The organism is Shewanella sp. 6_MG-2023 (genome assembly GCF_030547195.1).
Taxonomy (GTDB): domain Bacteria; phylum Pseudomonadota; class Gammaproteobacteria; order Enterobacterales; family Shewanellaceae; genus Shewanella.
The window spans coordinates 105591-130985 of the sequence record NZ_JAUOQU010000002.1 but is presented as its reverse complement, the minus strand read 5'-3'; the positions used below and the strand labels follow the sequence as shown (position 1 = coordinate 130985).

The following is a 25395-nucleotide window of genomic DNA, read 5'->3' as shown; positions in this document are numbered from 1 at the left end:
AACAAAATTAAACAGAATCATTAAGGAATACCCATGACAAAGCTTAAGTTAGACCCTTATTTTGGTGAATATGGCGGCATGTATGTGCCACAAATTCTAGTCCCTGCTCTTAAGCAACTAGAAACTGCCTTTGTTGATGCTCAAGAAGATCCTGAGTTTCAAAAAGAGTTTACTGATTTACTGAAAAACTATGCTGGCCGCCCAACTGCGCTGACATTAACCCGTAATTTAAGCCCTAACCCAATGGTAAAAATTTACCTAAAGCGTGAAGACTTACTCCACGGCGGCGCCCATAAAACTAACCAAGTATTAGGTCAGGCATTACTGGCAAAACGTATGGGTAAAAAAGAAATTATTGCAGAAACCGGAGCAGGCCAACATGGCGTTGCATCGGCATTAGCCTGTGCGTTATTAGGGCTTAAATGTAAAGTTTACATGGGCGCTAAAGACGTTGAGCGTCAATCACCTAACGTATTTAGAATGAAGTTAATGGGCGCAGAAGTTATCCCTGTCACCTCAGGCTCAGGTACCCTTAAAGATGCTTGTAATGAAGCCATGCGTGACTGGTCTGCAAGTTATGACAAAGCACATTACTTATTAGGCACAGCTGCTGGGCCGCATCCATTTCCGACAATTGTACGTGAATTTCAGCGCATGATTGGTGAAGAAACTAAACAGCAAATTCTTAAAAAAGAAGGCCGTTTACCAGATGCCGTGATTGCCTGTGTCGGTGGAGGTTCAAACGCCATTGGCATGTTCGCTGACTTTATTGATGAAAAAGACGTTGAGCTTATTGGCGTTGAGCCGGCAGGTAAAGGCATTGATACCCCAATGCACGGCGCGCCGTTAAAGCACGGTAAAACTGGTATTTTCTTTGGGATGAAAGCGCCGCTAATGCAAAATAGCGATGGCCAAATTGAAGAATCATACTCAGTGTCAGCAGGTCTTGATTTCCCATCTGTTGGTCCACAGCATGCTTATTTAAATTCAATTGGCCGCGCTCGATATGAGTCAGCAACCGATGATGAAGCCTTAGAGTGTTTCCAGTTATTGGCTCGCACTGAAGGGATTATCCCAGCATTAGAGTCAGCTCACGCGATCGCTTATGCCGTACGATTAGCAAAAGAGGCAACCAAAGAAACCATTTTAGTGGTTAACCTTTCGGGCCGTGGTGATAAAGATATTTTCACCGTCTCTGACATTCTAGAACAACGTGCTTCAGCTGATGCTGCGAAATAAGGAAATCAACATGTCTGTAAATAATACCAATCGTTATCAAGCTGCTTTCGCTGAATTAGCCGCTAAAAAACAAGGCGCTTTTGTGCCTTTTGTGACCTTAGGCGATCCATCGGTTGAAGTATCACTTAACATCATTAAAACCCTAGTGGATAACGGCGCTGACGCATTAGAGTTAGGCTTTCCGTTTTCAGATCCATTAGCAGATGGCCCTGTGATCCAAGGCGCAAACTTACGTGCCCTAGACTCTGGCACCACAGTGGCTGATTGCTTTGCGCTGCTCACCCAAGTGCGTGAGTTATACCCAGATATGCCTATTGGCTTATTGTTATACGCAAACCTTGTGTTTACTAATGGCATTGATGCGTTTTATAGCAAAGTGCAACAAGCCGGTGTTGATTCTGTGCTAATTGCGGACGTGCCCGTTGAAGAGTCAGCTCCCTTTAGTGAAGCTGCTAAAAAACACGGGATCTCGCCAATTTTTATCGCCCCGCCTAATGCTGATAGCGACACCTTAAAAATGGTCAGCGTTGAAGGTCAAGGCTATACCTATTTGTTATCTCGTGCAGGGGTAACAGGAACAGAGTCAAAAGCTGGCCAGCCCATTGATCAAATACTCGCTAAACTGGCTGAATATAATGCACCGCCACCATTATTAGGTTTTGGTATTGCTGAGCCAAGCCAAGTCAGTGAAGCTATTAACGCTGGCGCTGCTGGCGCAATTTCAGGTTCTGCTGTAGTGAAAATCATTGAGCGAAACCAGCACGATGAAGCGGCATTGCTACAACAGTTAGCTGAATTTACCCGTAATATGAAAGCGGCGACGCATAAGGGCTAATTGAGTAAGCTTACAAGTCAACGGACATAAGCTGACGTTAATTAAAGCAAAACATTGAAACTAAATATGCCGTAATCCAATAGGATTGCGGCATTTTTTTATATTAATGGGGCCAAACATACACAGCGCCAATACCGATCCTCAACGATCAATAAAAACTTATCAAAATTTCCCCAAGTTCAGCCGAACGACGGCGAATCAACTTCAGATCAGCTGCGGTAACTGCTACACTTTGAGCCATTATTTTCCTTTAGCAAACGGACTGCTAACACTTACTTTTAGGTTATTGCATCTAATGAAACAACTGCTTGATTTTCTGCCATTGGTTATCTTTTTTACCGTCTATAAATTTTATGATATTTATACTGCAACAGGTGCGCTAATTGCTGCCACAGCCGTGCAGCTTATCGTGACTTATTTGCTCTATAAACAAGTCGAAAAAATGCATTTAATCACCTTTGCCATGGTGACCTTTTTCGGCACCTTAACCTTAGTGTTCCATGATGACGCATTCATTAAATGGAAAGTCACCATAGTCTATGCCTTCTTCGCCATCGCATTACTTGTCAGCCAGTTAATTGGCAAGCCAATTTTAAAAAGCATGCTTGGCAAAGAAATGAAGTGTGCTGATAACATTTGGGCCAACGTCACTTGGTATTGGGTTACCTTCTTTGTTGCCTGTGGTTTGGCTAATATCTATGTTGCCTTCAGTTTGCCGCTAGAAACCTGGGTCAACTTTAAAGTCTTTGGCTTAAGTGCATTAACACTGGTCAATACTGTTATTACCGTTGTGTATCTGTATAAACATATGGAACATGATGAGTCTGAACAAGCAAAATAAACTTAAGGAAACTTACTTATGTGGTACATGATTTCGTCACAAGATGTTGAAAACAGTTTAGAAAAGCGCATGGCTGTCCGCCCTGCTCATTTAGCGCGCCTAGAAGCATTGGCTGGCGAAGGTCGTTTGCTTGTTGCAGGCCCTCATCCTGCTATTGATAACGAAAATCCTGGTGAAGCAGGCTTTACCGGTTCGTTAGTAGTTGCTGATTTTGAGTCATTAGTCGCTGCACAAGCTTGGGCAGATGAAGACCCGTATATTGCAGCGGGCGTTTATGAAAAAGTTATCGTTAAGCCATTTAAAAGAGTACTGGTTTAATGAAAATAGTCTCATTTAACATTAATGGTATTCGAGCACGTTTGCATCAGCTGCAAGCGTTAATCGACAGCCACCAGCCTGATGTTATTGGCCTGCAAGAAACCAAAGTCCACGATGAAGCATTTCCAGTCGCTGACGTTGAAGCAATGGGTTATCACGTACATTATCACGGTGGTAAAGCCCATTACGGTGTGGCTATGCTGTCAAAAGCTGAACCTGTTGAAGTCATTAAAGGTTTTAGTAGCGATGCAGAAGATGCCCAACGCCGGATGATCATGGGTAAGTTTACTCAAGCTAATGGCCGTATTCTAACTGTGATAAATGGCTATTTCCCACAAGGGGAGAACATCAGCCATGAGACTAAATACCCTGCTAAACGCAAATTCTACCAAGACTTAATGCAACACCTTGCCGATAACCACACCCCAGATGAAGATATCGCGATTATTGGTGATATTAATATTTCACCGATTGATTTAGATATTGGTATTGGTGAAGTGAACGCCAAGCGTTGGCTTAAAAGCGGTAAGTGCAGTTTTCAACCTGAAGAACGTGAATGGTTAGCGACATTAAAAGACTGGGGCTTTGTTGATAGTTTCCGTGAATTACACCCAGATCGCACTGAGCGTTATTCTTGGTTTGATTATCGCAGTAAGGGCTTTGTGGATAACCGCGGTTTACGTATTGATGTGGTGATGGTGACCAAATCTATGTTGCCAAGGCTGACTGAATCAGACGTAGATTACGATTTACGCGCTATTGAAAAACCATCAGATCACGCCCCGATTTGGAGTACTTTTTCAGACTAGTTTTCTGATGCGAATGTAAAACCTTAAGGTTGGCATTCCTATGTCTTGTCCTAAAAAGCCTAACTACACCTTGAGTATATAGTAGTTAGGCTTTTTGATAACTGCCTCGCTTTAAATGACCAAGGTGGCTTTATTGATGCCTAGATTAATCGGCATAAGTTTCAGTTGATGCACAAACTTTGTTTCGGCCAGATTTCTTAGCTTGATACATGGCATGGTCAGCATCAGCAATCAGTTTATCTAATGATGTACCAGAAGTGCTGAAGTCACTCACCCCAAAGCTGCCACTTATCTCAAAATTAAACCCTGTTTCATCAGTGATGATTGCATTAAGTTTGGCTCGGTAGGTTTCAGCTATGACTAATGCATCGCTTATGCTGCAGTTGGGCAAAAACAAACAAAACTCTTCACCGCCAACACGGGCAAAAATATCTTTATTACGGACTATTTCTTTGCACTCTGAAGCGACCATTTTTAATACCCAGTCCCCTGTTTTATGGCCATAACTGTCATTGATGTTTTTGAACCTGTCTAAGTCAAACAATATACAGCTGCCTGACTGCTTGAGGTTATTACATCTGGCAATCGCAATAGTGGCACGTTGAGTGAAATAGCGACGATTAAACAATCCGGTTAGAGCATCATTTTGCGCTAGATGACGCAGTTTCTTTTGCGTCGATTTGGTTCTGAAAATCATCCCTAGTAATACGGTGACACACAAAATGAGCAGTGCGATAAATAGACGGTTATTTTCTGATTCAACGGTATCAATCTTTTGTTTTAGCAATAATAAATTGTTTTGTTGGCGTAAAAACTCAATATTATTTTGTTGCTCAGCAGCTCGATGTTTTGCGAGTTGATAAGCTAAGTGTTTGGCTTTTATATCATTCAAGTAAGCCTTATCCGCTTCGGCAAATTGTTGATAATATTTAAGCGCCTCAATGGGGTTATTCGCTTGTTCAGCAAGGCTATACAATATTTTATTAGCAATCACTTCTGGTTCTGAACTGCCTAAAGTTTCAGTATAAGTTAATGTCTTTAAAGCCATTTCTTTAGCCTGCTGGTTTTCACCTAAGTCGAAATAGGCTTGAGCAAGCAATCCATGGTAATAGGATAATATTGGGGTGTATTGGGTTTGCTCAATCATCGATTGGTGTTTTAGCAATAGCACTAACGCTTTCTGATGATAATTTTGCTTAATTAATAATGAAGCCTTAGAGGTATAAATCCCACTCAGCACTACAGGCTCTTGGGCCTGCTCGCAAGACTCAATAGCATCATTAAAAAGTGGACTGTCGTAGTCAAGTAAATTGAGCTTAGACTTGGCTTCTAATGAAAGCTGCGCCGCCATGCAGTGATTACGGCCTTTTGTGACGTAATCAGATAGCTTACTGGCATATTCTTCACCTAGCTCATATTGACCAATTTGATTATAAAAAATGGCATTGATGAGTAATCCACGTTGTTTATTTTCGTTATCTACAATATCGGGCAATAAGCTTTGGCTAATGAGCAGATGCTTTAGGCCTTGATTCCAATCTTTCGATATAGCATAGATGTTAACCAGTGATATCGTTGCCCGAAATCTAATCGACGTGGATGTTTGATCGTTATCAACAATATCGGTATAGAGCGCTATCGCGCCTTTAAAGTCACCTTTAAATGATTTTTGATAAGCCAGCAGGTAGTGGTAATGCCCTTGTTGTTGCTGAGACAGCTGTGCTTGTTCTAGTTCTGATAATATTGTCTGAAACGTTTCTGGGTGGCTACTACGAAGATTATCAGCCTTAACTAACAAATCATCGATGTAATTTGCGTTTAGCGATGTTGAAATAAATAGTGCGAAAATAAAAACAAACTTTTTCATCAACTTTAGATCCATTTTTATTTTCGCCAGTTATCTATGTAAATAGTTAAGTATTTGAGGGGTCGTTATCTTTATCTTCAGGCTGGCTTTCATCAGCAGGTTTGTCATCCTCTGCTGGTTTTTCACCTTCTGCAGGAAGCATCATGCAAACAATATCAGGGCAAATATCAAGCTGCTTTTCTAAGCTAGTGATGTCATTACTTGATAATGCCTGTTTTAACTCAGGAGTTAAATTGGATGTTGAAATCGCATCCGCTAATGAAAGTGGATTTTGTAAGTCCGCATCTTGGCCCATACGCTCGAGTAATTGAATAATGTTTGACATGTTTTCTCCTTAAAATGATGTCTTGTAAATCCAGCTTATATTTACAAATTAACTTGCTTGGTGGTGACTTAATTGAGCTTCAAGCTCAAGCAGTCGAGTTTGTAATTTGGTATTAACTTTCATACTTTCTGAAGGTGGGATCACCAATGTGGTATGTTGATGGATAGCAACTTGGGCTAGTTCGTTAACTGGGATATGCTGTTGGCGAACCTTATCAATCGGTAACACTGCCGCTTCATACAATATGACCGAATGGTCTGCAGGGTATGTTTCAAGTAACAGCTCAACTAGCAGTTGCTTATGGGCTTGCCCTGTCTCAAGTCGCTCTAATGACTTATCCCCAGCAACGCCCACCTGCCATAATACGAGGTAAGCAGATGCATCAATTTTGCGTTGATAGAACATAAATTGACTTGCTTCAAAATGTTGGCAACCAACGCGACCAGGGTCGATGCCTAAATCAGCGTATAAACAGTCTTCAGCAGAAATACCGGGGATCATCTTGGCAGCAAACCCCTCTTGTTTTGCCTGTTCGATAGCGACATGGGGAGCTTGAGCGAATACGCCTGGGTGGCCGTAAAAAGCGCCAACGACTTTTTTACCCGCTCTGACTTGTTCGAGCATGGCATCAACCATTTGTTTATAGGTAATGTGGCGAGACTTTCCTTTATCGTAGAAGACTTGCAGGCTTCGGACATCGGGGTGCATTTCTTTAAGCCATAACTCGACAATACCGTTAGAGACACCAGAAAATACCACGTCGGCTTTATCAATATGGCTCTTGCTAATAGGACAAATATGCGCCCCTAGCGTCATTCCTAACCCTACGCAAACTAAAGATCCATTCATTGGAGTGTATTCTCACGCCTTAATAATTACAGCTAATGTTGCTTCAATGTTACCTTGATGGTAACAATTTAACAGGTATTAATATGATTTGGCAGTGATTTTTGCCAAGTTTCCCCGGTGACATAACTACTGATGTGTTCAGGTTTACCTTTAGTGCTTTTTTTACCAGTGATATCAGCTTCTGGCTGTTCGTTAATAAACCCCAACTTTTGGGTAATCCTATGGGTTGCATAATTGGTGCTGTCATATTGAGCGTAAATTCGTTCGAATTTAAGCTGACTAAAACCAAAACTAATTAAGCCGATAGTCGCCTCTTCAGCAAGTAACTTACCGTTATATTGTCTTAGTAACATAATGCCTATATCTGCGCGGTTCGATTGATTTTGTTGTGCAAATAAACTTTGTAAACCGATTGCTTGGTTATTGTGTTCGATGACCCAAACCCAGTATTTTTTTGTTGGGGTAAGGTTATTTTGAATGGCAGTTTCGAAAAATTGTTTGATTTGCTTCGGCTCAAAAGGGGCGCATATTTTTCGCATTGTCTTAGGGTCGGAATAAAGCTGCACAAATATGTCAAAATCACCTTGCTGTATTAATCGCATCGACAGACGTTGAGTGTTAAAGCTGTAATTCATTTAACCGCACCCGTTGATACTGATAGCTGATGTTTGGCTGCCCCTTGCACCAGTTTTGATTCAAAGGGTACTTGCTCTGCAAAACGAATCACTCCAGTTTTATGCTCCTCCCGATCAAAAATAACGTAGTAATTGTTGAGTAGCGGTAAGCCAATTAATGACTGATTACCCCACTGAGGTAACTTGCCAATAATTTTGAAACACGCTTTACCTTGTAAAGGACTATTAAGTTGCCAGTAATCATGGGGCTTGCAAGTTAATGTGATGGGTTCTGGTTGGTGACTATTGGTTTGAGTATGAGTTTGAGTTTGAGAGTGAGTATGAGAAGCTGGCGCACCGCCATGACCATCACACTCAGAATGACCCGCAAAAATAAACTCAATATCTGGCCACTGCGTTAAATCCAGTAATTCGGCATCGATCCCCACTTCTTGTGCTGCAAGGTCAGTAAAAGGCGCAATTAAGCTTAAAAAATCCTGTGGAATGCCAGTGTGTTTGTTTGGTTTGGACGCCGCTACAGTTTGAGTCAGTGTGTGTAAGTTCTGCTTTAACCCCTCGAATAACACATCGGTTAACATGATACCGCTAGTGCCGGTATCGATAATTGCATTGGTTAAGTAGTAGGCAAATTCAGGTTTAAGATCGGCGGCATTAATTTGCGCAAAGTCACCCACTTTAATCCCAACTAAGGTGACATTGTAGTGTACGTTATGTTCAACCTTTATGTGCTTGAATTGACCTTGATATAAGTGTGTTTGCTCTTTGCCACCACCAAGAATTAACCAGCCCTGATTTAAAGGATCTGCAGCAAGTGATGCTTTTGATGGCGTTGCACTTGCCACATGCACACTGGATCGCTGAGAGTAAAAAGCGAACTTGTTTGCACATAATCCTTGAGTTTCTAACTGGGTAAAATACGGCAAAATATCCTGCTCTGGCTGAGTTTTTAAAAAAGCCTTAAAGCGGGTTAAATCATTGCTACTAAAGTGCTGATGTTCATCAGTGTGGTGATGAGTATCATTTGGGCAAACCGAATCCTCTTCTGAAAATGGCCAAGGATAGGTAACTGGCGGGGAAACATTACGTTCAACTAAATAATCATGCAGGTCATAGCTTGAATTCAGTTGATAGTAAGCTAGGCCTAAAATACCATTGGCTTCGCCAAATGTTTTGCGTTGTGCCAGCGAAGACACCACTGCTACAGGACACGGATTCAAAGTAAATGAAAATGTATCATTGCCTATGGTGACATTCGTATTTATGACAGGTCCGTCCCAACCACCGATACCGTAAGTCACTTCCTGAGCAAAACTGGTGGCCGTTAAATCTGTATCATCTTCGGGGTGATAAGCGACTTGACCGACAACTAATGTGCTACTACCAGAATCAACAATTAAGTTCACTTCCGTTTGTTGACTGCCAATATGTAACTTTACTGTGTAACCGCCTTTTGCATAAATATTGATGAGAGGTAAGGCCAATGGATGTGTTGCTGTCATGTGTCGCAGTCCTGTGCTGTTGAGATTTACTTTTAAAATCGATAATTTAGCTTTAGCTTATATTAAATAAAATTACCTTACTTGTTTTAATTAACTCTTAGCCAAAACATTAGCATGGCCCCTTTTTACAAAAAGCGTCACTGTTGACCTTCTAAATCGAATATGTGCTCACTTCAATAAAGCCTGTGCTGGTCTTGCAAATTTCAGTGTTATTTATACTTTATTATTAAAAATACTTACAAAAAAACGCCCAAATTCTATCACCAATTTGGGCGTTTAAACTTGCTGGCTAAAGTTACATTTTTAACACTTTATTCAGTGGTAAATCACGATAGCGCTTACCGGTAGCAGCAAAAATCGCATTGGTTAAACTTGGCGCCACAGGCGGCACACCGGGCTCACCCACACCAGCGGGTTTTTCGCTTGATGCCACGACAATGGTTTCAATTTCAGGTGATTGCCCCATTCGTAATAACCGATAGTTATGGAAGTTTGATTGCTCCACTTTACCGTCTTTGTAGCTAATCTCGCCCATCATCGCGAGGCTTAAACCAAATATAACCGCACCTTCTGTTTGAGAGTGCGCTCTATCAGGGTTAACCACTGTACCCGCATCAATGGCGGCGATACTCTTTAAGACCTTGAGGTTATCGCCGTTAACTTCAACTAATGTCGCAACCGCCACGTAGCTGACAAAACTACGATGCACTGCAAAACCCCAGCCTTGACCGTCTTTGACTTTAGGGTGTTTCGCCATCGCTTTTTCTACCGCGTCGATAACACCAAGAAAACGACCAATATCGATGGGAAAATCATCTAAGGTTTCACCATAGTTACCGTATTTGACGATTTGGTTCTCAAGCTTTTCATAGCGTGGCGTACCGAGCAGCTCACGCCACATTGCAATGCAAGGTTTACCAGCATTGACCGCCAGTTCATCGACAAAGCTACCGATCCCAAAACCGTGTTGAATATTACACACAGAGCGCATCCAACCGATACGAGAGTGAGCCGTGGCTTTCACTGACTCTAATTGAATTTGAGGTAAATTAAACGGCATATCGGAAAAGCCCAGGTCCAATTCGCCAGCCGATGGCATATCAACGCCTTCAGCAAAGGTTGAACTAATAGACGGGAAACCACTGCGAGCCAGTAACGCCTGCGGCACTTTGTTGCTATCTAACTTAGCTTGATAATACTGAGCGCTAATTGCATGGTAATAGCCATTTTGAATTTCATCTTCACGGCTCCAGCTGACTTTTACTGGTTTATTCAGTTGCTTAGATAATATCGCCGCTTCTACACTAAAGTCGGGCTTAGATTTACGTCCAAAACCACCACCAAGTAGGGTGACATTGACTTTAACTTGCTCGTCTTTAAGCCCTAAAGTGCCGGCAACATTTTTCTGAGTGCTTTGGGGCGTTTGAGTTGATGCCCACAGCTCGCAACCTTCTTTGGTAACTGAAGCGACCGCTACAGGTGGCTCCATCATCGCATGGGTGAGATACGGCACTGTGTACACCGCTGATAAGCTATTATCTTTATTCCAATCAGTAACACTGTCACCCAATTGGCGAATAACTTGTCCAGGTTGGCCAACCCGAGTCACTAGCTGAGCTAAATCTGCATCAGAGTCATAACGGCTATTAGCTGATTCGGTCCAAGTTACTTTTAATGCTTTTCGACCTTGAATTGCGCTCCAGGTGTTACTCGCAATAACAGCTACCCCGCCAAGGGCTTGAAATAACGGCGCGCCTTTAGCAATAGGAATTTGAATAACATCTAGCACTCCTGCAACCGCCCTTGCTGCACTGTCATCAATTGAGGCAACATCGCTGCCTAAAACTGGCGGGCGAGTGATTGAGGCGTAAACCATGCCTTCAACCTTAATATCATAACCAAACACCGCTTTACCGCTGATCATGTCGTCCATATCAACAATTGCGGGAGATTTACCAATGTGGGTAAATTTTGACGCAGGCTTTAAAGGCACACTATCAAGTGCTGGCATAGTTAATACACTTGCTGCTAGCGCTAAATCGCCAAAGCTTAACGACTTTGAGGAGGACTTATCATGGACTTTACCCGCCTTGGCATACACTTGCGATGGCGCTACTTTCCACTCATTCGCAGCAGCTTGCTCAAGCATGACTCGGGCAGTAGCGCCCATTTGACGCATTCGCTGATAATGCTTACGAATACTGCGACTGCCATCGGTATTTTGACTGCCAAACTCTTCGTTAGCGAGGCCTTGCACGACGACGATTTGTTCCCAGTCAGCTTCTAACTCATCTGCTAATACTTGAGGAATACCCGTTCTGATCCCTTGGCCCATTTCAGAGCGGTGACAGGTCAAATACACTTTATTGTCTTCACTAATGGCAATAAACAAGTTTAGCTGCGCTTGTTTGCCTTCTGCCATGGCCATTGGGCTCCAAGCAAGCCCAGATGCTCCAAGGGCTAAACCACCTCCTACGGCGCCAAATAACTTCAACACCCCACGGCGACTCATATTTTCTACGGCGGTAAAGGTAGTCATAATTACGCCTCCGCTTTGCTGTTAGCGGCAGTAAAAATAGCTGCCTTAATACGTGGATAGGTGCCGCAACGACAAATATTACCGGTCATCGCTTGATCAATTTGTGCTTCTGTTGGATTGGCTGTCGTGGTTAATAATGCCGCTGCAGACATTAACTGCCCTGCTTGGCAATAACCGCATTGCGGTACGTTATGTTCAACCCAAGCCGCTTTTAACTTGTCAGCTTCAAGGCCTTCAATGGTGGTAATTTGCTTACCTGCTGCTTGCTTAATACTGGTCAGGCAGCCTCTAACCGGTTTGCCATCAAGGTGAACAGTGCAAGCGCCGCATAAGCCAGCGCCGCAACCAAACTTAGTCCCAGTTAAGCCTAAGATATCGCGCAGCGCCCATAAAATGGGCATATTCGGGTCGGCATCAAGGCTAAAATTTTTGCCATTTACCTGCAACGTTTGTGTTTGTTGTGTCATAACTTACTCCTTGTTGACCAACCACTGCTTGAGATCGGTTTGAGTATCAATATCAATTGCCGCTTGCGCTAATGGCAAAACAGTCAATTGTTGCTGTTCTAAATGTCGTGTTAATATTTTTTTCGCACCACTGTCGCCTTCAAGTTGCTGTAATGCTTCAAAGTCACTGGCGAGAAAGATGGCTGGTACACCGGGGCTTTGCTGGTAATAAGCCGCAGTGGTTTTACCAAATTGGCAAAAAAGCCCATACAAGCTTAAATAATCTGAATGAGAGATGGCAACTTGATCTGCTAATGTCAGTAGTAATACATCAGCCTGTTGTGATTGGGCATAACTTGCCGCCATAGCCACTGAACTTGCCAAACCTGATTGCCAGTTTTGATTGGTTAATATCTCAATGTCATTGGCGAGTAATGGACTAAGTAGGTCTTTATGGCCGCCAAGTACCAAAACTGGTGGCGATAGATCTAACTCGGTTGTCGCCTTACTCAATATTGCATAACTCTGTTGAATTAGGCTTTGCGCGTTATTATCAGCGCTTAACGTTGCGGCAAGTTTTGCCCCATTAAAGCGAGTACTACCCCCTGCGGCTAACATCACGGAGACCACATTAGGGGGAGTAGAAAATAAATTCATCAAAGCATGACCTTATCAAGATTACTTAACTCACCTTGCCGCTTAAGTCCGTGATGTAATACCCCGTGGCATTGAGACAAGATACTTAAGGCCACAGAACTTGGTAGCTCTCCGCCTAATGCCAGCCCTGCAGGGGCTGAGAAAAAACCACTAAAATCATCAGTTGAAAGCTGACATTTTTGCAACACCTTATCTCTTCGATGAGTTGGCCCTAAAAGCGCGATATAAGCGAGGTTTGTTCCTTGCAATAGGCTTAATGCTGCAGCGTCCATATCCAAGTTATGATTCATAACTACGGCCGCATCAAGGTGTTGTATTTCTAACAAATCTATCTGCGTTAGTGGTTTTTTACAAATCTTAGCATCTGGAAAATCATAGCCTCTTGCATACGCAGAGCGACTATCAAATACGCTGACTTGCCAGTCAAGCTGCTGCGCCATAGCCACCAAAGGCTGTGCATCCAACCCGCCACCAAACACCCCTAAATGAAATGGGCTTCTGACTGGGATACGTAACAAGTTGAGGTTATTGTCAGAACTCACGTCAGTAACAATACCAGTAATAATGTCTGCTGCAGTTTGCTTGTAAGCTATGTCATCAGCAACGAACTTACCTACGACTTGGCCAGCATGGCTATGATGCTCAACTATCGATAATTGGTACGAGCCTTTTTTACCTAGCGTCAGCTGGTGATGTAACTCGGCTAAGCCGAGGTAATGATTATCACCTAATAGCGGCACCATCATAATGTTGACCAAACCACCACAACCTAGTTGGTAACTGGTGTCATTTTCATCAGTGGCGTCATAGGTTAATTGCTGAACTTGCTGGGTTTGTATGGACTTTTGTGCGTGACGACGTAAGTCTGCTTCCAAGCAGCCACCACTTAACATGCCTAAGGTTTTCCCCAAAGAGTCAAACAACATAATGGCGCCAGGTTTGCGGTATGAAGAACCTTCAACAGAAGTGATGACTGCTAAAGTCCAGTCTTGTTGCGGTTTTTCAGCCCAAGTGTCTAACAATGATAATAAATGATGTGCCATGAGTCCCTGCCAGCATGCTGATTGATATGAAAACACCGCTCAGCAGTAATTAATCAAAGCAGCATAAGTGCTTTAAGTGACTATAAGCTAGCAAAGCCGCTAAACAATGCAAAGCCTTATGGCACTTAACAAAGTATTAACTGTATTAATTTAAGGGCAGGAATAACTATGTTTGAACCAGCAAGTCAGGCTAGCCGCTGGTTTAAGGGATGTGAAGCTGGTGCAAGATAAAATGTAACGGTTTATGCCAATTTAGCTAGCAGTGTATTTTACTTTACACTGCTAGCTTGCTGCGTAAGCCACCGGGCAATATTCCCAGCAGCTAAATGAATACGCTTGAGCCTAGCCCAATAATTGATCAGCAACAAATGGATTATGCTGACGCTCTTCTTCAAAAGTCGACATAGGGCCATGACCTGGAATGAAGCTGACTTTTTCCCCTAGAGGCCATAATTTTTGAGTAATAGAATGGATAAGTTGTTGATGGTCCGATTGCGGAAAATCAGTGCGGCCAATGGAGCTTCTAAATAGCACATCACCAACCCATGCAAGGTTTGATTTATTAGAGTGAAACACCACATGTCCTGGAGTATGACCGGGACAATGCACCACCGATAAACGCTCTTCGCCAATGGTCACTTCATCGCCTTCATTTAAATATTGGCTAGGCTCAAACGAGTCAACATGCGCAAAACCAAAGTTCTGGCTTTGCTTTGCTAGCCCTTGTAGCCAAAATTGGTCAGCGATATGTGGGCCAATGATAGGAATATTAAGCTGATTAGCCAGTGTTTTCGCGCCGCCAACATGATCAATATGACCATGGGTTAATAAGATTTTTTCTAAGCTCAGACCTAACTTATTAACTTCAGTAATAATACGTTCAATGTCACCACCGGGATCGACAACGGCTGCCAGTTTGGTTTTTTCACACCAAATAACACTACAATTTTGTTGAAACGGGGTGACTGGAATGATTTGGTACTTCATTACTTCTATCCTCAAATTGAGAAAATTATCGCGACCAAGTTATTATGCGTTAAAGCTTAATAAAATGTTTGATCTATCTATAAGAATCAAAAAATAAAACCAATTAGTTGGTTTGAACACAAGCATTTTTACTGAGCTTGCATCGCTGCCCAAACAAATGAATAATTTAACATCACCACTTCATTTAATTAGCATCATATTTTCATTGTGACCAAGGACTAACCTTCATACAATACTACCTTTCTGAATCCTATTTTCACAGGCACACCATGCAAATTGACAGTATTCTTTCTGGGATCGTTTCCACAAAACACTTTTTTAGCGTTCCATTAGATTATCAGCAGCCCGAAGGTGAGCAATTATCAATTTTTGTTCGGGAAATCGTCAGTACAGAAAACCAAGATTTATCCTTACCCTATTTAGTGTATTTTCAAGGTGGACCGGGCTTTGGTGCAGTGCGCCCTGTTGAGAATAGTGGCTGGATAAAACGCGCCCTAAAAGAATATCGAGTGCTGTTGCTTGATCAGCGCGGCACCGGTCTTTCAAGCTTACTAAATAGCGCCACACTGGCGCATTTAACCGCGCAAGAACAAGCCGATTATGTGTGCCACTTTAGAGCCGATAACATTGTTCGAGATGCTGAAGTAATTAGAGCTCAATTAGCAAATAATCAGCCATGGAGTATTTTAGGCCAAAGTTTTGGCGGCTTTTGTGTTTTACGCTATTTAAGCGCAGCGCCACAAGCACTAACTGAAGCCTTTATCACAGGTGGTATTCCATCATTAACCCGTCAAGCAGATGACGTCTATCAAGCAACCTATAAACGGGTACTTGCCAAAAACGCTGATTTTTATCATCGTTTCAAAGATGCTGAGTCATTAACAGCAGAACTGGCTGACTATATTGCTGATAATGACGTTTACCTTGCCACAGGCGAAAAACTCACCGTTGAGATGCTACAGCTGCTCGGGGTTAATATAGGTATGGAGCAAGGCCCTGAAGCCCTCTATTACTTACTTGAGCAAGCCATGATCGATACTGCCCAAGGTCGCACAATAAACCCGCTATTTTTGCATCAATTTAGTCAATTTTTGGATTACAACACCAACCCAATTTTCGCGTTATTGCATGAATCGATCTATTGCCAGCAGTTTCATCAACAAGGGGCTAATTGGTCAGCCCATAGAGTCAGAGAGCAGTTCCCTAAATTCAATTATCAACAAGGGCAGCGCTTACTGTTTACTGGCGAAATGATTTATCCATGGTTCTTTGAACAATTTAATCAGTTAAAGCCTCTCAAAGAGGTGGCAGAATTAATTGCGCAAAAATCAGATTGGAGCAATTTATACGATGTGGACGTGTTACTGCAAAACACCGTCCCGGTCACTGCGGCTATTTACAGTGAAGATATGTATGTTGATATGAATTACAGCCTTGAAACTGCGCAGCTAGTGAATAACCTCAGCTATTGGCTAACATCAGAATATGAGCATAATGGCATTCGTATGGATGGTGAGCATATTTTAGATAAACTCATTTCATTGAGCCGAAAGGATAGCATTCGATAACAAATGTAATTTAATGTTCAGTTTTAAATTGATTAATATTGAAGTCGATCACACTCCACTGCACGTCGACAGATTAAATTAATTTTCAGTTAAGTAAGTTCGGCCATAATCTAACCTGTTCCGCCCTTTATGTTGTGAACTAGTGAATTTTTATGAGTAAACCCTGATTCGGTTTACTCATTTTTTTTGCCTGAAATTCCGCTATTCCCTTTAAGAACAATCGAGTGCGAACGATGCAATACCTGTATCCCATGATTTATTCATACAAACTCTCTTTTATCGGCTTATTTACTCGAGCTGCGCTTACGGGAAGTTTTAGCCGTAGAGGTTTTGCTTGCTGCACCTTTGCGTTTATAGCCACTACTGGAGCGGCGTTTTTTATAGCCAGGCCCTTTAATCCCCTCAAGAGCTGTAGGTAATTGATTTGAAGCTTGCTCAATCAGTTGCTGTAATTGCGCTAACAATGGCTCCATAAAGGCATCATACCTAAGCTGCTTTTGACTTATGGCATCAAGGCTACTTTCCCACAGCGCAGTCATATCCGGTGTGGTGGCTGTTTCTGGTAATGAATGGATCAAGCCAACGCCAACTGGGGTGGCAATGATTGATTTACCCTGCCTTAATAAGTAACCGCGATTAAACAGTAATTCAATAATGCCTGCTCGGGTTGCCTCGGTGCCCAAGCCATCGGTGTCTTTTAGGATCTTCTTCACTTCAGGGTTAGTGACATAGCGATTGATACCCGTCATGGCGCCAAGCAGGGTCGCATCTGTAAAATGTTTTGGCGCTTGAGTGGTTTTTTCAAGCAATTCGCCTCGCTCACAATGGAGTTGTTGACCTTTTTTCAGTGGCGGTAAGGTCGCTAAATTTTCGTCATCACTACCATCTGCATTATCTTTACCCTGCATTTTCGCAAACAAACATTTCCAACCTAACGATAACTCTTGCTTAGCTTTAGTGGTAAATAAGCCACCCGCAATGGTCACTTCAACTTGGGTTTCATCATAAATATAGGCGGGGTAAAACTGGGCTAAATACTGCCGTGCAATATGAGAATATAACTGCGACTCTTTGGCTGATAAGTTTGCCAAATTAGTGGTTTTTTCAGTGGGAATTATCGCGTGGTGAGCATCAACTTTACTGTCATTCCAAGCTTTGGACTTGAGCTTGGCATTGGGTGTATCCACTTTAGCGATTAAGCCTGCATCATTACTTAATACTGCGCGAATAACTTGGGGTGCAAGGCCATGTTGCTCAGCAGGTAAATAGCGACTATCTGAGCGCGGATACGTAATTAATTTATGCCTTTCATATAAACTCTGACAGGTATCAAGCACCTCTTTGGCACTCATACCAAAGCGTTTGGCGGCATCGATTTGCAGGCTGGATAAACTATAAGGCAATGGGGGGTTCTGACGCTTATTTTTTGATTCAAGTTTGGTCACTTCAGCTGGCTTGTTAGTTATCCGCCCCACCACATTTTCTGCTAAGCCTTTGGCGAGCACTCGCCCCTCTTCATCCATATATGGCTGACATGCTTCACTGGGTTTCCACTTAGCCGAAAAGCCTTCTTGGTTTTCGGTCAGTAAATGCGCCAGTACTTCATAAAAAGCTTTGGGCTGAAAATTGGCAATGTCTTCATCTCGCCTTACCACTAAACCCAGTACCGGGGTTTGCACGCGACCAACAGACAATACTCCCTGATAACCTACTTTTTTGCCTTGAATGGTATAAGCGCGGGTCATATTCATGCCATATAGCCAATCTGCGCGGCTGCGGGCTAAGGCTGAGGTAGATAAGGGGACAAACTCTTTATTAGTGCGCAATTGCCCTAAGGCGCGTTTTACCGCCGAAGGGTTAAGATCGCTAATAAGTAAACGCTGGGTTTGAGCAATCTTGTCGGCCTTTACACCTGCATAGGAAATGACTTCATCCACCAGCAGCTGCCCTTCTCTATCAGGATCGCCAGCATTAACTAAACTCGATGCTTGTTTGATGAGCTTTTTTAAGATGCTCAACTGTGAGCGGGTATTAGTTTTAGGTTTTAACTGCCATTTACTCGGCACTATGGGTAAATGGGCTAATTGCCATGATTTAAAAGCGGGATCATAGACATCTGGTTCTGCTTGCTCTAACAAATGCCCTATACACCAAGACACGCAATCCCCATTGGCGCTCATGATAAAACCATCACCTTTTTTATGAGGCTTTGGTAATACATCGGCAATAGCACGGCCTAGACTGGGTTTTTCAGCAATATAGAGCATCATAGATTTATTAGACTTTTAAAACACTGTATGAAATTACAGTGTAATTTAGCGAATAGCAAAAATAAGTGCAACTGTTAATGCAATGGCAGGTTTCTTAGAAAGATAATCTGCCACTCAAAATACTAGGCTAAAGCATCAAAAAACACGCTTTTAAGGCGCTAAACTTAACCAAAAACAACCAATAAAAATTTACTTTAATTTGTGATCTTAATGCAAAAACACATCGGGAGATTAAGCTTTAATTCAGAATGTTCAGCTAGGAGGTTTATATTCAAACTATTGAATATAAACAATTAAACTAGTAATACCCCTAGTTTGTGATCTAGTCAACAGTTGCCAAGCAATCTTTACATTACGCTCCAATTACCCATTAAGAGGTAAGAAAAACATTTTGGAGTATGAGATGAAATTAATGAGCAAATGTCGTGTTGCTTTACTTGTGGCTACTGCACTGGGGATGAGTGCTTGTAATGATGGTAAAGATGGAAACGATGGTCTACCTGGTGACCCCGGTGCACCTTGGGTACCACCAGTAGTGACCACATCAGCAGTAGCAAAAGTGATGGAATGGCAATATGCCGATGGCTTAGTTAATGTTGAATTTTCGGTTGAGAACCAAGATGGGGTTCCAGTAGAAGATTTAGATAAAGTCCAGTTAATGTCAACAATCAAAAATGAAGCAGGTTTACTTGCTGACACTGTTGATGTGACTTGGGTTGCGGGTGATGATAACGCACCAGGTACCTTGACCCATGCTGGTGACGGTATCTACAACTTATCTATGCCACATGAAGCTGCGACATCTGAATCAATTGGTACTGGCTATATTCGACCAGGTAATGGCGAAAATGGTATGCCACGTACTAAGCGTGTGATGTTTACTAAGAACGATCATTATGCACAAGTGAGCACCACAGATGATGCTAAATGTGTCGCCTGTCACGGTGAGTTTGAAGATGCTACAGGCAACGCAACTTGGGGCTGGCATCAGCATCACCATGCATTAGACAATGACCAAGAAGTTATTATTGTTGAAGCATGTCTAGTTTGTCACACTCAAACTGAACAAAAAGATGGCGGCTGGGCTCAAAACACCATGGCAATGCTAGGGCATGGCAAATTAGCTGATGGTGAAGGCGGTAAAATATCTTCTGGCCACGCTTCATTGGGTACAAGTTATTCAATGGATAAATACCGTTGTTCAACTTGTCACATTGACGATGTGGTATTTACTGCGTCACTCAATGGCTGTGCAACTTGTCATGCTGATTTACAAGATGCAGATAAAGATTTAGCTGTTAATCACAGTAACTTTACTGACCTTGATTGTGCAACCTGTCACAATTCGTTCCAACATGATCATGAAAATGGTAAGGCGCGTGATGAAGCATTAAACCGTTACAAGTTTGAAGTATTTTCAGTTGTTCGTAGCGAAGATAAAACTGCGATTGAAGTAACTGCAACCGCTACGGATAGCGAAGGTAAGCCAGTTGATATTCTAGCTATTACCGATGCATCTCCACGTGGCTGGGCAACAGTAGTTAAGAATGGCGAAGCAGTGCTTCCAGGCCGTGACGAAGGTCATGTGGCACGTTCAGTGGACGCTATGGCTGGTGAAAATGGTGAGGTAATTTATATCATCGAACACGCGCTACCCTATGTAGAAGGTGAAGTGTTATTCGGTGGTGTAGATGGTCGCATTACCTACACTGCTCGTTGGGGAGCTGAAAATGGGGCAAGTGCACCTATATCAGTATCGAACATCAAAGATGTCCGTCGTACAACCTCTGATGGCATGAAGTGTCTAACTTGTCACACTGAAGGGTTACAAGGTCATGGTGGTCAACGTGGTGGTTTTGACTTAGGTGGCGACGGCTGTGCGCAATGTCACTCTGCTTATAACTGGGCTCCAGGTAAAACACAGGATGATGGAACCATAGGAGACTACGCTATGGCGTGGGGACCATTGGTTCACAACATGCACTTTGGAGCATACAAGCAAGACCGTGGTCTAAATGACATGCCAACAACCGACAAAAACATGCCGGTTGATTGTCAGGCTTGTCACACTGGTATGATTGACCTTGAAGATGTAGCACCAGCAGTTGTGTTAAACGGTATGGATGAAAGCAGTGTTTACGGTATCACGGCGATTTCTGCTAACTGTGCCACTTGTCATACAGGTGATGCTGCGAAAAATCACATGATACAACAAGGTGGTGATTTCGATGTGGCTATCACGCCAGAAGCTGATATGCACACGGGTGAAAGTGGCGACTTTGCCGTATTTGACCCTGCACCTATCACTGAATCATGTTCTGTATGTCATTCCCCTGCAAGACTAGCTGAAGCTCATAATTACTAATATTTTTATATTAATAATCTGAGATTGATTCATCATCAATAAACCGAGCAAAATGCCTGAAGTGATTCAGGCATTTTTTTATCTGTAGTACTAGTTTCGATTACTGAAGGAAAAGAAAAACAAAAAAGCCAGCGGCTAGCTGGCTTTAATCAGTTACTTAGAAAGTATCGTTTAAGGATGACAAACGTTATGCATTTCTAAGTTAGTACCAATGTCTTTATTATTGGCTTTGGCATCATCATTTCGCAGTTGAGTCAGGTGATCCAAGTACGCCTGGTCAACATCGTTAGTGATGTAATGACCATCAAATACTGAGGTTTCAAAGCGCTTAATTTCTGGATTTTCCATTCCAACGGCTTCAACCAAGTCTGATAAGTCTTGGAAGATAATCCCATCAGCGCCGATGATTTTAGCGATTTCATCAGCATCACGGCCATGAGCAATCAACTCATTGGTGGTTGGCATATCAATACCGTAGACATTCGGGAAGCGAATTTCAGGTGCTGCTGAAGCAAAATACACTTTCTTAGCCCCAGCTTCACGAGCCATTTCAATGATTTGCTCAGAGGTGGTACCACGAACAATTGAGTCGTCAACTAACAATACGTTCTTACCAGTAAATTCAGTTTTAATCGCGTTTAGCTTACGGCGAACAGATTTCTTACGCTCTTGCTGACCCGGCATAATAAAAGTACGGCCAATATAGCGGTTTTTAACAAAACCTTGGCGATATGGCAGGTCCATTCCACGAGCAATTTCTAGGGCGATATCACACGAGGTTTCAGGAATTGGGATCACCACGTCAATATCATAATCTTCCCATTCCTTTTGAATTTTTGCGCCTAATTTAGCCCCCATGTTTACACGGCTGGCATAGACAGACACTTTATCAATACTCGAGTCTGGACGAGCGAAATAGACGAATTCAAAAATACAAGGTGCATAGCTTGGCTCAACCGCACATTGGCGAGTAAATAGTTGACCATCAAGTGAAATATAAACTGCTTCGCCTGGCGCAACGTCGCGCATCACTTCAAAGCCAACTGCATCAAGTGCCACTGATTCAGAGGCGACCATGTATTCGGTACCTGTTGGGGTTTCGTTCTTACCAAGTACTAAAGGACGGATCCCAAATGGGTCACGAAATGCCACTAAGCCTTGGCCAATAATCATCGCCGCAGCAGCATAAGCACCGCGAGTTTGTGCATGAACTTTCGCTATTGCATCAAAAACTTCATCAGCGCTTAAGGTTAAGCTGCGGGTTTCTTGCAGCTCATCAGCAAGCAAGTTTAATAACACTTCAGAATCTGAGGTGGTATTTACATGACGGCGCTTTTTGATCAGTCCTTCAGCAAGCTCAACTGTATTGGTTAAGTTACCGTTATGGGCTAAGGAAATACCAAATGGTGAGTTAACATAGAATGGTTGTGCTTCAGAGGCACTCGAGCTGCCTGCTGTTGGATAACGTACGTGTCCAATACCTGCATTACCTTGAAGGCGTTGCATGTGTTTGATTTCAAATACGTCTTTAACGAGTCCATTAGCCTTACGTAAACGAAATGCATTTTTGTCCACGGTCACGATGCCTGCAGCATCTTGACCACGGTGCTGAAGCACGGTCAACGCATCATAAATGGTTTGATTAACCGATGACAGACCAACTATTCCGACGATACCACACATGGGTAAGCTTCCTCATTGTAAGATGTTTTATATTTATATTTATATTTTGGGTACAAAGCTGGAGGTATTTTCCAGATAGTCAAAAAACCACTGAATAACCACACCAAATTGGGGTACAAGCTCTGAATCCGTCCACCAGTCTTGACTTGAAGCACCGGTAAACGCATCCAGAAAAAATAATATTGCGCTGACGATTAACGCCCCGCGAAGCGCGCCAAAGCACAAACCTAATACGCGGTCTGTGCCTGACAAGCCGGTTTTTGACACCAGTTGGCCTAATATGTAATTAACTAAGGCACCAAGAATGAGAGTAGCGATAAATAAAATAGCAATTGCAACGCCATTTCTAAGCATTTCGTCATTCATCTGCGTTAGGTGAACAGCGAGATCTTGATAAAATTGGCTAGCAACAAAGAAAGCAGCGAACCATACCACTAGCGACATGGCTTCTTTGGCAAATCCACGTATCAAACTGATAACAGTTGATAGGCCGATGATAATGAGAATAGCGTAATCAATCCAAACCATTGAGAGAGGGATCCGGTATAGATGTTAAGACGGCGCGATTCTAACAGAGACTGAAAAGTTTCACACCTCTAGCAGAATAAATTGACTGTGCGCTGAAAAAAACAATGATGAATAGTTAGTTTTCTAGGGGATTGTATTGCACAATCTTGCCTTGAAGACCGGTTATTTTCTGTATTTTTTGTTGATAACTTTTCAGTTTATCTGCTGAGAGTTCAGGGCCGACAAACACTTTTGTTAAAGAACCATCAATCGGTTTAGTCGGTAATGTATAAGCGGTAAAACCATTAGTGCGCAGCTTTTGAACTAAGCCTTCAACATTTTTAGCGTTATTAAAACCACCCAACTGCAAGGTAAATCCCGCTTTGATGGGCTGAGCTTGTTTTATGGCTGATTTAACAGTTTCAGGCTTTGAGGTTACTGCTGTTAATGCGGTTGCGGTGTTGGCGCTTGTGACTGACTTTGTTCCACTGTCAGTTTTAGTCGCTGGTGTAGTGCTGGTTTTTTCTGAAACTTGAGCTAAATCTTGGGTTGCTGCAATCTCTTCAACTTCAAAGGTTTCAGGAGTGTAACCCTCGCCAATTTGATCGCTTGCTTGCTCAGTAATCACTGGGCGTAAAGGAATTTCTGTAAACTCTTCAACTTGGCGCTGCTTTTTACCGTCTAATAAATCAGGTAAAAATATAACCCCAAGAGCAACGATCACTATGGTGCCAACTAAACGGTTTTGAAATTGACCAGACAAATCTTTATCCCTTTTTTAATAATTCACTAAACGCTGCCACAGTGTAAAATGAGCCAAAAACAATTACTACATCATCTGCATTTATATTTGACTTAATACTGCGCCAAGCCAAATCCATTGAGTCAAATTGTGATGCAGACAAGCTTGTATTTAACTCCTTGGCTAATGTTTTAGCATCATTTCCGCGCTCAACCGGTAATGATACAAAGTTCCATTCATCAATACTGTCTTCAAGCTCCTTTAAAACTGCAGCGGCATCTTTACCTTTTAACATACCGCATAAGGCAATAATGCGCGCAGGCTTAAAGCCTTGCAGTTGCGTAGCAAGGTATTTCGCAGCATGGGGATTATGTGCTACATCAACCCACACTTTTGGTTGTTCTAGTACTTGCTCAAAGCGGCCTGACAAACTGGCATTGGCAATGCCCTGTTTAATATCGTTATCACTGAGTTGTGGGAAAGCCTGCTCAATAACAGCAATGGCAGTGGCGGCATTGGCTAAAGGTAATCTCGGTAATGGTATAGCCTCTATGCTGCGATTAGCACTGCTATAGTGCCAAGTTGAGCGGTTATCTGTGCTAGTGTCATTTGCAATAACATAGCTAAAGTCTTTATTAACACTATAAGCATACGCATTAATCGCTTGGGCATATTCGGTTATGGAATTAGGGCAATCAGGTTCGCCAATCACCGCTAAACACTCAGTTCTAAATACTCCTGCCTTTTCACGGCCGACTAGCTCTCTGGTATCACCTAGATACTCTTGATGATCAATATCAATCGAGGTAATGACACTGACATCGGCATCAATAATATTGGTTGCATCTAAACGACCACCTAAGCCCACTTCCAGTAAAATAATCTCAGGTTTAGCCAGCTTGAAAATATATAATCCTGTTAAGGTGGCAAATTCAAAAAAGCTTAATGAGATCTCAGCGCGGGCATGCTCAATGACACTAAAGGCTTCAATAATTTGCGCATCTGTCACGTCAATATGATTAAGCCTTACGCGCTCGTTAAAGTTAACTAAGTGCGGCGAGCTATAAACCCCAACCGTTTTACCGGCTTGCAAAAATACCGCCTCAAGCATGGCGCAAGTGGTACCTTTGCCATTGGTTCCGGCAACGGTAATCACTTTAGAGTCAGCTAAGGACAATAGACTTAAACGCTCAGCAACGGCCGTTACTCGGGTTAAGCCCATATCTATTTCAGTGGGGTGAATCGATAATAAATAATCTAACCATTGGGACAAGCTTGCGTCTTTTGCAGGCTTAACGGTTAATTGCGTGTCATTATCTGTCTTCATTGTATCCCTTTTGAATTTGTCCCATGCTCACATTGTTGTTTCGT

At 42.6% G+C, this 25395-nt stretch carries 22 protein-coding genes; 7 read left to right on the top strand and 15 right to left on the bottom strand.

Translation table 11 applies throughout. The annotated features are described in order from the left end of the window. Positions 1 to 33 precede the first annotated feature (33 nt). The 5 genes from trpB (at position 34) to xthA (ending at position 4042) form a co-directional block, all read left to right on the top strand. The gene (gene trpB / locus Q4533_RS01805) at positions 34 to 1239 is read left to right on the top strand and encodes a tryptophan synthase subunit beta (protein WP_102437427.1); all 1206 of its coding nucleotides are present in this window, start codon (positions 34 to 36) and stop codon (positions 1237 to 1239) included. Positions 1240 to 1243: 4 nt separating this feature from the next. After that, positions 1244 to 2074, top strand: coding sequence for a tryptophan synthase subunit alpha (gene trpA / locus Q4533_RS01800; RefSeq protein ID WP_198590468.1), 831 nt, complete (start codon positions 1244 to 1246; stop codon positions 2072 to 2074). Between the two features lie 295 nt (positions 2075 to 2369). After that, positions 2370 to 2915 carry a septation protein A gene (locus Q4533_RS01795; RefSeq protein WP_076537104.1) on the top strand — a complete coding sequence of 182 codons (546 nt, stop codon included), beginning with the start codon at positions 2370 to 2372 and terminating at the stop codon, positions 2913 to 2915. Between the two features lie 18 nt (positions 2916 to 2933). Continuing rightward, complete coding sequence (locus tag Q4533_RS01790) at positions 2934 to 3233, top strand: YciI family protein (RefSeq protein WP_102437429.1); 300 nt, start codon at positions 2934 to 2936, stop codon at positions 3231 to 3233. Then, positions 3233 to 4042, top strand: coding sequence for an exodeoxyribonuclease III (gene xthA, locus Q4533_RS01785; RefSeq protein WP_102476971.1), 810 nt, complete (start codon positions 3233 to 3235; stop codon positions 4040 to 4042). Before Q4533_RS01790 ends, xthA begins: the two co-directional genes overlap by 1 nt. A gap of 145 nt (positions 4043 to 4187) precedes the next feature. Here the strand turns inward: xthA and Q4533_RS01780 are convergent, their stop codons facing one another. The 10 genes from Q4533_RS01780 to Q4533_RS01735 all read right to left on the bottom strand — a co-directional run bounded on the left by Q4533_RS01780 (position 4188) and on the right by Q4533_RS01735 (position 14889). Then, positions 4188 to 5909: a GGDEF domain-containing protein gene (locus tag Q4533_RS01780; RefSeq protein WP_303501593.1), complete on the bottom strand. Its 1722-nt coding sequence runs from the start codon at positions 5907 to 5909 to the stop codon at positions 4188 to 4190. A gap of 46 nt (positions 5910 to 5955) precedes the next feature. Further along, positions 5956 to 6234 (bottom strand): hypothetical protein, encoded by a 279-nt coding sequence (locus tag Q4533_RS01775; protein ID WP_303501592.1) that lies wholly within the window; start codon positions 6232 to 6234, stop codon positions 5956 to 5958. 48 nt (positions 6235 to 6282) lie between these two features. Further along, positions 6283 to 7083, bottom strand: coding sequence for an SAM-dependent methyltransferase (locus tag Q4533_RS01770; RefSeq protein WP_303410771.1), 801 nt, complete (start codon positions 7081 to 7083; stop codon positions 6283 to 6285). Positions 7084 to 7151: 68 nt separating this feature from the next. Next, positions 7152 to 7718 carry a GNAT family N-acetyltransferase gene (locus Q4533_RS01765; RefSeq protein ID WP_303501590.1) on the bottom strand — a complete coding sequence of 189 codons (567 nt, stop codon included), beginning with the start codon at positions 7716 to 7718 and terminating at the stop codon, positions 7152 to 7154. After that, on the bottom strand, positions 7715 to 9217 hold the full coding sequence (locus Q4533_RS01760; RefSeq protein ID WP_303410775.1) for a pepsin-like aspartic protease: 1503 nt from the start codon (positions 9215 to 9217) through the stop codon (positions 7715 to 7717). Before Q4533_RS01760 ends, Q4533_RS01765 begins: the two co-directional genes overlap by 4 nt. A gap of 295 nt (positions 9218 to 9512) precedes the next feature. After that, the gene (locus Q4533_RS01755; RefSeq protein WP_303501587.1) at positions 9513 to 11756 is read right to left on the bottom strand and encodes a molybdopterin cofactor-binding domain-containing protein; all 2244 of its coding nucleotides are present in this window, start codon (positions 11754 to 11756) and stop codon (positions 9513 to 9515) included. 2 nt (positions 11757 to 11758) lie between these two features. Further along, positions 11759 to 12223, bottom strand: coding sequence for a (2Fe-2S)-binding protein (locus Q4533_RS01750; RefSeq protein ID WP_303462147.1), 465 nt, complete (start codon positions 12221 to 12223; stop codon positions 11759 to 11761). A gap of 3 nt (positions 12224 to 12226) precedes the next feature. Next, positions 12227 to 12859, bottom strand: coding sequence for a nucleotidyltransferase family protein (locus tag Q4533_RS01745; protein WP_303410781.1), 633 nt, complete (start codon positions 12857 to 12859; stop codon positions 12227 to 12229). Then, positions 12859 to 13902, bottom strand: a complete 1044-nt coding sequence (locus Q4533_RS01740; protein WP_303501584.1) for an XdhC family protein — start codon at positions 13900 to 13902, stop codon at positions 12859 to 12861. Before Q4533_RS01740 ends, Q4533_RS01745 begins: the two co-directional genes overlap by 1 nt. A 342-nt stretch (positions 13903 to 14244) precedes the next feature. Then, complete coding sequence (locus tag Q4533_RS01735) at positions 14245 to 14889, bottom strand: MBL fold metallo-hydrolase (RefSeq protein WP_102437439.1); 645 nt, start codon at positions 14887 to 14889, stop codon at positions 14245 to 14247. Between the two features lie 269 nt (positions 14890 to 15158). Here Q4533_RS01735 and Q4533_RS01730 point away from each other — a divergent pair, with 269 nt between their 5' ends. Then, positions 15159 to 16457, top strand: a complete 1299-nt coding sequence (locus tag Q4533_RS01730; protein ID WP_102437441.1) for an alpha/beta fold hydrolase — start codon at positions 15159 to 15161, stop codon at positions 16455 to 16457. A 284-nt stretch (positions 16458 to 16741) separates the two neighbouring features. On the opposite strand, the gene Q4533_RS01725 is transcribed toward Q4533_RS01730, so the two are convergent. Beyond that, positions 16742 to 18727: a DNA topoisomerase III gene (locus tag Q4533_RS01725; RefSeq protein WP_303501582.1), complete on the bottom strand. Its 1986-nt coding sequence runs from the start codon at positions 18725 to 18727 to the stop codon at positions 16742 to 16744. A 403-nt stretch (positions 18728 to 19130) separates the two neighbouring features. On the opposite strand from Q4533_RS01725, the gene Q4533_RS01720 reads away from it, so the two are divergent. Further along, a complete protein-coding gene (locus tag Q4533_RS01720) occupies positions 19131 to 21092 on the top strand; it encodes a hypothetical protein (protein WP_303501579.1) in 1962 nt (653 codons plus the stop codon). 171 nt (positions 21093 to 21263) lie between these two features. Here Q4533_RS01720 and purF read toward each other — a convergent pair whose 3' ends face one another. From purF to folC, 4 genes are all read right to left on the bottom strand, one after another. After that, complete coding sequence (gene purF / locus Q4533_RS01715; protein ID WP_102476956.1) at positions 21264 to 22775, bottom strand: amidophosphoribosyltransferase; 1512 nt, start codon at positions 22773 to 22775, stop codon at positions 21264 to 21266. Between the two features lie 39 nt (positions 22776 to 22814). Then, complete coding sequence (locus Q4533_RS01710) at positions 22815 to 23303, bottom strand: CvpA family protein (RefSeq protein WP_076537127.1); 489 nt, start codon at positions 23301 to 23303, stop codon at positions 22815 to 22817. A gap of 115 nt (positions 23304 to 23418) precedes the next feature. Continuing rightward, positions 23419 to 24045 carry an SPOR domain-containing protein gene (locus Q4533_RS01705; RefSeq protein ID WP_102437449.1) on the bottom strand — a complete coding sequence of 209 codons (627 nt, stop codon included), beginning with the start codon at positions 24043 to 24045 and terminating at the stop codon, positions 23419 to 23421. A gap of 4 nt (positions 24046 to 24049) precedes the next feature. Continuing rightward, complete coding sequence (folC, locus tag Q4533_RS01700) at positions 24050 to 25351, bottom strand: bifunctional tetrahydrofolate synthase/dihydrofolate synthase (RefSeq protein ID WP_303501576.1); 1302 nt, start codon at positions 25349 to 25351, stop codon at positions 24050 to 24052. Between the last annotated feature and the right edge of the window lie 44 nt (positions 25352 to 25395).